This is a genomic window from Armatimonadota bacterium (assembly GCA_031459855.1).
Classification (GTDB): Bacteria; Sysuimicrobiota; Sysuimicrobiia; order Sysuimicrobiales; family Humicultoraceae; genus Fervidifonticultor; species Fervidifonticultor primus.
In genome coordinates, this window is sequence record JAVKHP010000001.1 from 19392 (window position 1) to 31851 (window position 12460).

Sequence of the window (12460 nt, forward strand, 5' to 3'; positions counted from 1 at the left end):
GGCGGGTCAGCCATGGTCGGCTGGCAGCCAGCGGGCCGTCTGGGGGCCCAGCAACGCCTCGACGGCCTCGATCACCCGCGTCCCGGGCGCCACGCCCAGTGCGCCCGCCTGCATGCGCACCTCGCGGCCCGCGGCGCGCACGGTGAGCAGGACGCGCCGGTCGCCGGCGTGCCGCTGGAGCACCGCCCGCAGCCGGTGCAGGCCGGCCTCGCCATGACGATCCGCGTCCACGACGACGTGCAGCACCTCGGCCCCGCCGTTGGCCGCTCCGGCCCCGGGCGCGTCGTCCAGGGGCAGCACGGCCTCGGCCAGCACCTTCACCTGCTGCTCGGCCACGTCCACCCGGCCGCGCACGATCACGACGGCGTCGCGCTTGAGCACGAGGTGCGCCGCCTCGTAGGTCTTGGGGAAGACGATGACCTCCACGCTGCCCGTGAGGTCTTCCAGCGTCAGAAACGCCATGGCGGCACCTGCCCGGGTGGTGGTCCGCTTCAGCGCGGTGATCAGGCCGCCTATGACCACCTCGCTGCGGTCGCGCAGCTCTGCCAGCTGGTCGATCGTCGCCGTGATCCGCGCGGCCAGGCGCTCGCGGACCGCCGCCAGCGGGTGGCCGGAGACGTAGAGGCCGAGCATGTCCTTCTCCATGGCCAGCAGCTCGGCACGCGAGAACTCCTCCACTGCCGCCGGCGGGGCCTCGGCGTCGTCCGACCCGCCGGCGTCGCCGAACAGCCCGGTCTGGGCCGCCGCGCGCGCCCGGGCCAGGCGCTGGCCGGCGCTGAGGACGCCGTCCAGATCCTGCAACAGCGCCGCCCGGGGTCGGCCCAGGGAGTCGAAGGCGCCGGCCTTGATCAGGCTCTCGAGCACGCGCTTGTTCACCACCCGGGTGTCGACCCGCGCGACCAGGTCCGCCAGCGACCGGAACGGCCCGCCGGCTGCCCGTGCCCGCAGGATCTCCTCCACCGCACCCTGGCCGACGTGCTTCACGGCCGCGAGCCCGAACCGGATGGTCTCGCCTACCACGGTGAACGTGTCCGCCGACGCGTTGACGTCGGGCGGCAGCACCGGGATCCCCATGCGCTGGCACTCCGCCACCGCGCCGGCCACCTTCGCCATCCAGTCCTGCCCCTGCGCCTCAACGCTGAGGACCGCCGCCATGTACTCGGCGGGGTAGTGCGCCTTCAGGTAGGCGGTCTGGTAGGCGATCAGGCCGTAGCAGGCCGCGTGGGCGCGGTTGAACCCGTAGCGGGCGAAGGGTTCGAACTGCTCCCAGATCTGCTCGGCCACCTTGCGGGGTACCCCCTGCTGGCGGCAGCCGGCCAGGAACTTCTCGCGCTGCGCCTCCAGCCGGTCCTTGATCTTCTTGCGGATGGCGTAACAGAGGACGTCGGCCTCGGCCAGCGTGAAGCCGGCCACGGCCTGGCAGACGGCCATGACGTCCTCCTGGTAGACCATCACCCCGTAGGTGTCTGCCAGCACGGGCTCCAGGAGCGGGTGCAGGTACGTGATGGGCTCGGCCCCGTGCTTGCGGCGGATGTAGGCCGGGATGTTGGCCATGGGGCCCGGCCGGAACAGCGCCACCATGGCGAAGATGTCCTCGATGCGGGTCGGCTTGAGCTCCTTCAGGTAGCGCGTCATGCCGGCGCCCTCCAGCTGGAAGATGCCGACCGTGTCGCCCCGGGACAGGAGCTCGAACGTCGCGCGGTCGTCCAGCGGGATGCGCTTGAGGTCGATGGCGACCCCGCGGGTCTGCCGGATGATCTCCAGGGCGCGGTGCAGGATCGTCAGGTACGACAGGCCCAGGAAGTCCATCTTCAGCAGCCCGATCTTCTCCACGGCGTCCATGTCGTACTGGGTCATCACCAGGTCGCCGCGGGTAGCGCGCTGCAGCGGGACCAGCTCGATGAGGGGGTCGCGGGAGATGATGACGCCGGCGGCGTGGGTGCTGGCGTGCCGGGCGACACCCTCCAGCCGGCGCGCGAGCTCCAGCAGCCGCCGGACCTGGGGGGACTCGTCGGCGGCACGGCGCAGCTCGGGGTCCGCCCGCTCGGCCTCGTCGATGGTGGCGTTGAACGGGATGAGCTTGGCGATCCGGTCCACGTCGCCGTAGGGCAGCCCCAGCACCCGCCCGACGTCGCGCACGGCCTGGCGCGCGCCCATGGTGCCGAAGGTGATGATCTGGGCCACGTGATCGGCACCGTACTTGTCGATCACGTAGCGAATCACCTCGTCGCGCCGGCTGTCCATGAAGTCGACGTCGATGTCGGGCATCGTGTAGCGCTCCAGGTTCAGGAAGCGCTCGAAGGGCAGCCGGTAGGCCAGCGGATCCACGTCGGTGACGCCCAGGGTGTAGAGGACCAGACTGCCGGCCGCCGAGCCCCGGACGGTGGTGAGGATGCCGCGGCGCCGTGCGAACGTCACGAAGTCCCACACGATGAGGAAGTAGGGCGCGTACCCCATCTGGGCGATGACGCGGAGCTCCTCGTCCAGGCGTGCCTGGACCTGCGGCTGCGGCCGCCCGTAGAGCCGCCGCAGCCCCTCCTCGCACAGCCGGCGCAGGTACGAATCGGGCGTCTCACCCGCGGGCACGGGGAAGTGGGGGAGCTTGGGCCGGCCCAGCTCCAGCTCCAGGTGCACCCGCTCGGCGATCTCCACCGTCGTCCGCAGCGCGTCGGGCAGCTCGGCGAACCGGTGGGCCATCTCCGCCGGGCTCTTGAGGTAGAACTCCGGCACCGCCCCCATGCGCGGCTTGTCGGTCGCCTCCAGGGTCACGTTCATCTGGATGCACATCAGGGCGTCCTGAGCGTCGGCCTCGTCGCGCCGCACGTAGTGCACGTCGTTGGTCGCCACCAGGCGCAGCCCCAGCTCGGCGGCCAGCCGCCGCATCCCCTGGATGTTCACCCGCTGCTCGGGGAGCCCGTGGTCCTGCACTTCCAGGAAGAAGCGGTCGGGGCCGAAGATGTCGCGGTAGGTCGCGGCGATCTCGCGGGCCGCGCGGTAGTCGTCGCGCACCAGCGCCCGGGTCACCTCGCCCTGCAGACACCCCGACAGGGCCACCAGCCCCTGGTGGTGGCGGGCCAGCAACTCGCGATCGATCCGGGGCTTGTAGTAGAACCCGTCGAGGTGCGCGTGGGTCGTCAACCGCAGCAGGTTCCGGTAGCCCTGCAGGTCCGTGGCCAGCAGCACCAGGTGCGAGGGCGTGGCGTCGAGCTTGGGGTCGCGGTCGGTGTGCCGGCGCGGCGCGACGTAGGCCTCGACGCCGATGATGGGCTTCAGCCCGTGCTGGCGCGCCTGCAGGTAGAACTCGACGACCCCGTACATCGCGCCGTGATCGGTGATGGCCACGGCGGGCATGCCCATCGCGGCCGCCGCCTTGACCAGCGGCTCGATCCGCGCAGCACCGTCGAGCAGGGAGTACTCGGTGTGGAGGTGGCAGTGCACGAAGACGTCGGCCATGGGCTCACCGGGCATTGTAGCACAGGCGCGGGCTCACCCGCCGTCCGCACGGCGCAGCCCGACCACCACGTGCACGTGGCTGGTGTGCGGCAACAGATCGACCGGGCAGACGCGCTCCACCCGGTACCCGGCGCGCTGCCAGGCGTGCAGGTCGCGGGCGCAGGCTGCCAGCGACCGCGCCACGCTCACCACGCGCGGGATCCCGCAGCCGGCCACGGCTTCCACCACCGCGGGCTCCAGCCCCTGCCCCCGGCTCTCCACCAGCGCGACCTGCGGCCGCCGCCTGCGGGCGGCGCGCGCCAGGTACGCGCGCGGCGTGCGCGGCACGAAGACGGCGTTGGGCACACCGTTGGCTGCGGCCGCCGCACGGTGGTCGTCCAGCAGCCGCCGGCGCGCCACCAGCCCGGTGGCCACCTGCGCGCGCCCCGCCAGGGCCAGCACCGCGAGCGGCGTGGTCGCGTGCAGGTCGACGACGGCGTCGTGCGCGTCGGGGGCGGCCAGGCGCAGGATCGCCTCGAGCAGCAGCGGCAGGGCGCTCGGGTTGGGCGGCAGGTCGCTGTCGGGCCGCAGGCGGATCCGGTAGCCGGCGATCTCGTCCTCGACGTAGGCGCGCCCCCACAGCAACCGCACACGCGGGCCGAGCAGCTCCAGCGTCGGCGCCGGCTGGACCGTGTGCAGGATGCCGACGAGGCCTGGCACGCGGTCGATGAGCGCGTGCACCAGCGCCGTGGGATCGGGCAGGGCGCGGGCGGTGGAGAGCACCAGCAGGGCCTCGCCCGTGGCGTGCGCCGCCAGTCCCACCACTCCGCGCACGAGCCCGTGCCCCGTGCTGCGGTCGTAGGGCGGCCAGCCCAGGGCCCGCACGGCGCGCCGCACGGCATGGAGGATCGCTTCGTTGGCGGGGTGCTGCACCGGGCAGGCGGCGACGTCCACGACGCGGGCGCCCCCGGTGACGTAGAACCCGACGACGGCGCGGCCCTCGCGGGCGCCGACGGTGGCGCGCAGCACGTTGCGATAGGCCCAGACCTCGCCTCCGACGGTCTCGGCCACCAGGTCGCGCCGTACGCCGACGTGCTCCTTCAGGAAGTCACGCACCAGCCGGGTCTTGAGGCGGCGCTGCGCGTCGGGCACCAGGTGCTGCCACTGACAGCCCCCGCACCGCCCGAAGTGCGGGCAACGCGCCGGGGTGACGTCGGCCGACTTGCGCACCAGCGCGACCAGGCGGCCCTCTGCCCGGCGGCCGCCCCGGGTGACCTCGACGACCGCGTCCTCGCCGGGGATGCCGAAGGGCACGGACAGCGTGGCCAGGCCGACGCGGGCGAGCGCGGCGCCGTCGGTGGCCAGGCCCGTGAACCGCACCGTGAGGCGCTCGCCGGTCCGCGGTACCACGGGCTGCCGCGACGGTCGGGGACGCACCGCGCCTCCGATAGGTCCGACAGGCGGCCGCGCCCGCGGCCCGGCACCCGGCGCGGGCACAGCGTCCCGCCGTTGCCGGCCGGACGGCCCGCCCGACGCACCTGCAGGGGGAAGCGCGCCGCGCGTCCTCACGCCCGTCCTAACCGCTCGCGGAGCAGCCGGTGGACGACCTCGGGATTGGCCCGCCCCTGCGTGGCGCGCATCACCTGCCCGATCAGGAACGTCAGCGCCTTGTCCTTCCCCGCGCGGACGTCGGCCACCGGCCCGGGATGCTCAGCCAGCACGCGGTCGATCACCGCGCGCAGGGTGGCGTCGTCGCTGATCTGGCGCAGCCCCCTGGCCTCCACGATCGCGACCGGATCGCGGTCGTGCGCCAGCATCTCCACCAGCACCTCTTTGGCCATCCGGCCGCTGAGGTGTCCCTGCTCGATGAGGCGCAGCAACGCAGCCAGCCGCTCGGCGGACAGCGGCACCTGCTCGAGCTCCAGGCCGTGCTCGTTCAGGTAGCCGGCCACCTCGCCCAGCAGCCAGTTGGCCACGGTCTTGGGCGCGGGGTAGCGGGCCACGGTCTGCTCGAACAGGTCGGCGGTGGCCGGCGTCGCGGTGAGCAGGTCAGCGTCGTACGGCGAGAGCCCGTAGGCGGCCACGAAGCGCGCACGCCGGGCGGCGGGCAGTTCCGGGAGCGAGGCGCGGATCGCCGCCAGCCAGGCCTCGTCCACGACGATGGGAACCAGGTCGGGCTCTGGGAAGTACCGGTAGTCCTGCGCTTCCTCCTTGGTGCGGGATGCGAAGGTGACCTCGCGCCGCTCGTCCCAGTGGCGTGTCTCCTGCACCACCTCGCCGCCCTGCTCCAGCACGGCCCGCTGGCGCGCCACCTCGAACGCCAGGGCGCGCTCAACCGCCCGCAGCGAGTTCATGTTCTTGACCTCGGTGCGGGTGCCCCACGCGCTGCCCGGGCGCCGCAGCGAGACGTTGGCATCGCAGCGCAGGGTGCCCTCCTCCATGCGCCCCGTGCTGATGCGGGCGAACTGCAGCAGCCGCCGCAGGGCCACGAGGAAGTCGCGCGCCTCGGCGGGCGAGCGCAGGTCGGGTTCGGTCACGATCTCCATCAGCGGCACACCCGAGCGGTTGTAGTCGATCAGACTGCCCCGGGCAGGATCGTCGGGGTGCACCAGGCGCCCGGTGTCCTCCTCCAGGTGCACCCGCCGGATGCGCACGGTACGCACGCCGCCCTCGGTCTGGAGCTCCAGGTGCCCGTCGGTGGCCAGCGGCGGATGGTCGGCGTACTGGTACTGGGAGATCTGGTAGTTCTTCGGGAGGTCGGGGTAGAAGTAGTTCTTCCGGTGGAACCGGCTGTGGGGGCTGATCCGGCAGCCCAGGGCCAGCGCGGTCCGCAGGCCCAGCTCGACAGCGGCCCGGTTGACGACAGGCAACGCGCCCGGCAGGCCCAGGCACACGGGACACGTCAGCGTGTTGGGCGGCGCCCCGAAGCTGACGGCGCACCCGCAGAACATCTTGGATGCTGTCAGCAGCTGGACGTGGATCTCCAGCCCGATCACGGTCTCGTAGGCGACGGCGACGTCGCGGGCCACGGACGCCCTCACCCCACCGGCGGCCGGCGCCGGGCCCAGCCGGCGGCCTGCTCGTAGGCGTACCCTGCCCGCAGCAGCGTCACCTCGTCGAAGGCCCGGCCGACGAGCTGCAGCCCGATCGGCAGGCCATCGGCCATGCCGCAGGGGAGCGCCAGGCCCGGCAGCCCCGCCAGGTTCACCGAGATCGTGAAGATGTCCGAGAGGTACATCTGCAGCGGGTCGTCGGCCTTTTCGCCCAGGCGGAACGCCGGCGTGGGCGCCACCGGCAGCACCACCAGGTCCACGCGCTCGAACGCCCGGGCGAAGTCGCGGGCCACCAGCGTGCGCGCCCGTTGCGCCTTCAGGTAGAACGCCTCGTAGTAGCCCGCCGAGAGCGCGTAGGTGCCGAGCATGATCCGGCGTTGCACCTCGGCCCCGAACCCCTGCCGCCGGGTCTGGGCCACCATGGCGGCCAGGTCCTCGCCCGGCACGCGCAGCCCGTACCGCACGCCGTCGTAGCGGGCCAGGTTCGACGACGCCTCGGCCGGCGCCAGGATGTAGTAGGCGGGGAGCGCCGCATCGATGGTGGGCAGGCTGATCTCCGCGACGTCGCACCCCAGGTTCGCAAACACACGCAGGGCTTCGCGCAGCGCGTCAGCCACGGCGGGGGCCACGCCCTCGCCGAAGGCCTCCCGGGGTACGCCCAGGCGCAGCCCCGCCGCGTCCTCACCCAGCGCGGCCAGGTAGTCCGGTGTCGGCACGTCCGCGGACGTCGCGTCGGCGGGGTCATGGCCGGCCAGCACCCCCAGCAGCAGCGCGCAGTCGGCCACGTCGCGCGCGATCGGGCCGATCTGGTCGAGCGACGAGGCGAAGGCCACCAGGCCGTAGCGCGACACGCGCCCGTAGGTCGGCTTGAGGCCCACCACGCCGCAGAAGCCGGCCGGCAACCGGACCGATCCGCCCGTGTCGGACCCCAGGGCCAGCGGGACCATCCCCGCCGCCACGGCCGCCGCCGAGCCTCCGGAGGATCCGCCCGGCACGCGGGTGGGATCCCAGGGGTTGCGGGTCGGGCCGAACGCCGAGTGCTCCGTCGACGAGCCCATGGCGAACTCGTCCAGGTTGGTCTTGCCCAGCACGATGGCGCCGGCGTCCCGCAGGCGCGCCACCACCGTGGCGTCGTACGGCGGGACCCACCCTTCCAGGATGCGCGACGCGCACGTGGTGGGTATCCCGCGCGTGCAGATGTTGTCCTTGATGGCGACCGGGACGCCGGCGAGCGGCGGCAGGGCGTCGGCGCCGTCCGCGATGCGCGCGTCCCAGGCCGCCGCTGCGCGGCGGGCCCCGTCGGCGTCCACGGTGAGGAAGGCGTGGAGGAGCGGATCTAACCGCGCGATCCGGTCCAGGGCGACCTCCACGACCTGCGAGGGCCGCACCGTCCCGGCCCGGTAGGCCGCCACCAGGTCCCGGGCGCTGGCGAAGGCCAGATCATCCATCGTCCGCCGCTGCCTCCAGGACCCGCGGCACGACGAAGAACCCGTCGGCGTGCGCCGGCGCCGCGGCCAGCACCTCCTCGCGCGCCAGCGACGGCCGCACCACGTCGGCCCGGAAGACGTTGACCATCGGCACCACGTGCGTCGTGGGCGGTACGTCGGTCAGGTCCAGGGCGTTGAGGCGCGCGATGTACTCCAGGATGCGGCCCAGCTGCTCGACGAACCGCTGGCGCTCCTCCTCCGTCAGGGCCAGCCGGGCCAGGTGGGCCACGTGGGCGACCGTCTCACGATCGATCATGGGACCTCGGGGCGCCGCGCATCGCCCTCATGGTAGCACGACGAACGCACGGGTGCCGGGGCCGTCGCGGCCCCGGCACCCGAGACGCGGCGCGGCACCGGCTACGCCGTCGGCGCCTTGACGACGGCCGCCTTGCTGCGCTGGTGGCGGAACGGCAGCACCTCGCACGCCACGTAGTGGCCGCCACCGACGTCCACCAGCTCCTGCTCGTTGACCTTGCACGACTCCCGGGCGTACAGGCACCGGGTGTGGAACCGGCAGCCCCGCGGCGGGTTGACGGGGCTGGGCACGTCGCCGGGCAGGATGATCCGCTCGCGCCGGATCGTCGGATCCGGGATCGGCACGGCCGACAGCAGCGCCTCGGTGTAGGGGTGCTGGGGGTTGGCGAACAGCTCGTCGGCGTCGGCGATCTCGACGATCTTGCCCAGGTACATCACCGCGATGCGGTCGCTGATGTGCTTGACCACCGAGAGGTCGTGGGCGATGAACAGGTAGGTGAGGCCGAACTCCTTCTGCAGTTCCTGCAGCAGGTTGAGGACCTGGGCCTGGATGGAGACGTCCAGCGCCGAGACGGGCTCGTCGCAGATGATGAGCTTGGGGTTCACGGCCAGGGCCCGGGCGATGCCGATGCGCTGCCGCTGTCCGCCTGAGAACTCGTGCGGGTAGCGGTTGGCGTGGTAGGGCGAGAGCCCCACCACCTCCAGCAGCTCCTGCACGCGCCGCACCTTCTCCTTGCCCCGGGCCAGGTTGTGGATCTCCAGGGGCTCGCCGATGATGTCGCCCACCGTCATGCGGGGATTCAGCGACGAGTACGGGTCCTGGAAGATGATCTGCATGTTGCGCCGCATCCGCCGCAGCTCTTCCTTGTTCAGGGCCAGGACGTTCTGGCCCTCGAAGCGCACCTCGCCGGATGTGGGCTCCATCAGGCGCAGGATCACCCGGCCGGTGGTGGTCTTACCGCACCCCGACTCGCCCACCAGCCCCAGGGTCTCGCCGCGTCGGATCGAGAACGAGACGCCGTCCACGGCCTTGACGGCGCCCACCTGCCGCTGGAAGATGAACCCCTTGGTGATGGGGAAGTGCTTGACGAGGTTCTTGACCTCGAGGATGACGTCGCCGTTGGTCGCCACGACCGGTCCTCCTACACGCCGCGGGTCGAGACCGCCAGCCCGGCCTGGGCCGCCGCGCGCTTGTCTTCCTCGCTGGCGTGCTCCGAGTAGAGGTAGCACTTGGCGGTGTGGTCCGGGCCGACGGGGTAGTCGGGGGGGTTCTCCTGCACGCAGATCTCCATGGCGAAGGGACAGCGCGGGGCGAACGCGCAGCCCGGCGGCAGGTCGATGAGCGACGGCGGCTGCCCTTCGATGGGGATCAGGCGCTCACGCCGCTCGTAGAGCTTGGGCACCGAGTGCAGCAGGCCCCACGTGTAGGGGTGCTTGGGGTCCCGGAAGATCCGCCGCACGTCGGCGTGCTCCACCGGCTTGCCGGCGTACATCACCACCACGTCGTCGCACATCTCGGCCACGACACCCAGGTTGTGGGTGATCATGATGACCGCCATGTGGAACTCCTGCTGGAGTTCCCGGATCAGGTCGAGGATCTGCGCCTGGATCGTCACGTCCAGGGCGGTGGTGGGCTCGTCGGCGATCAGGATCGACGGGTTGCACGACAGCGCCATGGCGATCATCACCCGCTGGCGCATGCCGCCCGAGAACTGGTGCGGGTAGTCCTTGACGCGCTCCCGGGCCAGGGGGATCTTCACCCGCTCCAGCATCTCGATGGCCCGCTCCCAGGCCGCGCGCCGGTCGAGCTTCTGGTGCAGCATGACCGCCTCGGCGATCTGCTCGCCGATGGTCAGCACCGGGTTGAGCGAGGTCATCGGCTCCTGGAAGATCATGGCGATGCGGTTGCCCCGGATGCGGCGCATCTCCTCGTCGGTGAGCTTGAGGAGGTCGCGCCCCTCGAACCAGATCTCGCCCTCCACGATCTTCCCGGGCGGCGTGGGGATGAGCCGCATGATGGACAGCGCGTGGACGCTCTTGCCGCACCCGGACTCGCCCACGATGCCCAGCGTCTCGCCCTTGTGGAGGTCGTAGGAGAGACCGTCCACCGCCCGCACCACGCCCTCGTCGGTGTAGAAGTACGTCTTCAGATTGCGCACCGACAGCAACGGCTCTGCCACGCGCCTCACCTCGTCGCGGTCGTCACTGGACGACACGATTCTCCGCGCCGCGGGGGAATCCTCCGGGCGCCCGACCCCCACTGCCCGCGGTCCCAGGGCCCCGGGCGGCACGACGCCCGCACCGGCCCGCCGCCGACCCGGCGGCGCACCAGTCTGCCCGCGGGCTCACCGGCCCACCCGCAAGCTCGCGGCCCGCAGGTGTCGCCAGCCCCGTCGTCAGCCTGCCGGGACCGCGTCGCGCCCCGCGGCGGCACCGGGAGGGACGGCGCCACGGGGCGAGGCGGCGGGCGGCCGCCCCGCCCGGGCCACCATCAGTAGTTCCACTCGTGCGCATTCCAGTTGATGTAGAAACCGCCCAGCCCCACCGGCTTGACGTTCTTGAGGGCCTTGATGGCCGTGGTGAGCTGCAGCCGGAAGTAGAACGGCAGCGACGGGAGCTCCTCGGCGTAGATCTCCTGCTGGCGCCGCAGCAGCTCGTTGCGCTTGGCCTCGTCCAGCTCCTGGTTGATCTGCTCGCAGAGCCGGTCCACCTCGGGATGCCGGAACCCGGCGCGGTTGAACCCCTCCCAGTTGTTGGCCGGGCTGGGGATCATGCTGCTGTGGAAGTAGGCGAAGCACAGCGTCTCGGGCGTGAACAGGGTGGCCCACTCGGCCAGGTGGGGCCACTGCCGCCGGACCACGACGCGGCCGAAGAAGACCGACGCCGGGACGTTGTCGATGCGGATCTCGATGCCCCCCTGCTTGAGCTGCTCCTTGATGATCTGCTGCCCCTGCTCGCGGGGCGCGTTCCCGGCCGTGGTCATGAAGGTCATCTCGAACCGCCGGCCCGCCCGGTCGCGCAGGATCCCGTCCGGCCCCATGGTGAACCCGGCCTCGGTGAGCAGCGCGCGGGCCCGCGCCGGGTCGTAGGCGTACTTCTTGATAGAAGGGTGGGCGCCCGGGTGGCGCGGCGGCAGCCAGCTGTGGGCCACGGGCTGGCGGCCGTGGAACAGTGCCCGCACGATCGCCTCCCGGTCGATGGCGTGGGCGATGGCCTGCCGCACCCGCTTGTCCTTCAGCCACTCGTTGTCCAGGTTGAACTCGATCCGCTCCCACACCAGCGCTTCGGTGTAGTGGGTGGCGACGTTGGGGTTGCGCCGCTCGATGTCCACCATCTGCTCGATGCCGAAGTTGTTGATCTCGGTGGCATCCACCGTCCCCGCGATCTGGTTCGCGGTGAGCACCACGGAGTCCAGGATGAACCGGAAGGTCAGGGTCTTGATCTTCGGCCGCTCCCCTGCCCATCCGTCGTAGGCCTCCAGGGTGATGTGGCTACCCGCCACCCACTCCTTCAACCTGTAGGGCCCGTTGCCCACGGGGGCCCGGAAGAACGGATCGGCCTTGAGCCTGGAGGGGTCGCGCAGGTAGGGGCCCTCCAGCCGGTGGCGGGGCAGCATGTACTCCTCCCCGTAGGGCGTGCCGTTGGCGAAGGGCCACAGCTCGTTCCACTGGACCACCAGCGTGTACGGGTTGTTGGGATCGGGTACCAGGATGTTGTCGATCTTCCGCAAGATATCCCGCCGCAGGGTCGGCGTCTGCGGGTTCCGGAGCATGCCGTAGCTGAAACGGGCATCCAGCGCCGTCACCGGCTTGCCGTCGTGCCAGGTGAACCCCTTGCGGAGCTTCCAGGTCACCCGCATCTTCTTGTTGGGCAGCAGCACCCAGTCGCCGTCCTTGAGGGTGGGCAGTTTCTCCACCAGGACCGGGACCCGCACCCACTTCTCGTTGAACGGCGCGAAGTACGCGAAGAGCGAGTTGTGGATCACCCCCGCCGCGGCCATGGTCGAAAAGGGCCCCAGGAGGTCGGGCTCCTGGGCCATGCCGATCACCACGGTGTCGCGGCGCCCCTGGGCTGCGCCGACTCCCGGCCACAGCCCCAGCGCCAGCGCCACGACCACCAGGACCAGCACGCCGCCTCGTACCGTCGCGCGCATCGGTGTCCGTCCCATGCTCGGTCTCCCTCCCACGCAGGGTATCGTCTGTCCTTCGTATCGTCTGTCACCATATCGTTGTC

Annotated in this window: 8 protein-coding genes; all 8 read right to left on the bottom strand. The window is 71.9% G+C overall.

All coding sequences use genetic code 11. The features are described from left to right. Window positions 1-6: 6 nt before the first annotated feature. Entirely contained in the window at window positions 7-3453 is a 3447-nt protein-coding gene (locus QN157_00090) for a DNA polymerase III subunit alpha (protein ID MDR7553984.1), read from the bottom strand. Window positions 3454-3486: 33 nt separating this feature from the next. Further along, window positions 3487-4869 (bottom strand): 23S rRNA (uracil(1939)-C(5))-methyltransferase RlmD, encoded by a 1383-nt coding sequence (gene rlmD, locus QN157_00095; GenBank protein MDR7553985.1) that lies wholly within the window; start codon window positions 4867-4869, stop codon window positions 3487-3489. A gap of 128 nt (window positions 4870-4997) precedes the next feature. Further along, the gene (gene gatB / locus QN157_00100; protein ID MDR7553986.1) at window positions 4998-6461 is read right to left on the bottom strand and encodes an Asp-tRNA(Asn)/Glu-tRNA(Gln) amidotransferase subunit GatB; all 1464 of its coding nucleotides are present in this window, start codon (window positions 6459-6461) and stop codon (window positions 4998-5000) included. An 8-nt stretch (window positions 6462-6469) separates the two neighbouring features. Continuing rightward, on the bottom strand, window positions 6470-7933 hold the full coding sequence (gatA, locus tag QN157_00105; GenBank protein MDR7553987.1) for an Asp-tRNA(Asn)/Glu-tRNA(Gln) amidotransferase subunit GatA: 1464 nt from the start codon (window positions 7931-7933) through the stop codon (window positions 6470-6472). After that, entirely contained in the window at window positions 7926-8228 is a 303-nt protein-coding gene (gene gatC / locus QN157_00110; GenBank protein MDR7553988.1) for an Asp-tRNA(Asn)/Glu-tRNA(Gln) amidotransferase subunit GatC, read from the bottom strand. The genes gatA and gatC overlap by 8 nt, the downstream gene beginning before the upstream one ends. 101 nt (window positions 8229-8329) lie before the next feature. Then, entirely contained in the window at window positions 8330-9358 is a 1029-nt protein-coding gene (locus QN157_00115) for a dipeptide ABC transporter ATP-binding protein (protein MDR7553989.1), read from the bottom strand. An 11-nt stretch (window positions 9359-9369) separates the two neighbouring features. Further along, window positions 9370-10407 (bottom strand): ABC transporter ATP-binding protein, encoded by a 1038-nt coding sequence (locus QN157_00120; protein MDR7553990.1) that lies wholly within the window; start codon window positions 10405-10407, stop codon window positions 9370-9372. Window positions 10408-10718: 311 nt separating this feature from the next. Continuing rightward, window positions 10719-12395 (bottom strand): peptide ABC transporter substrate-binding protein, encoded by a 1677-nt coding sequence (locus QN157_00125; protein ID MDR7553991.1) that lies wholly within the window; start codon window positions 12393-12395, stop codon window positions 10719-10721. Window positions 12396-12460 lie beyond the last annotated feature (65 nt).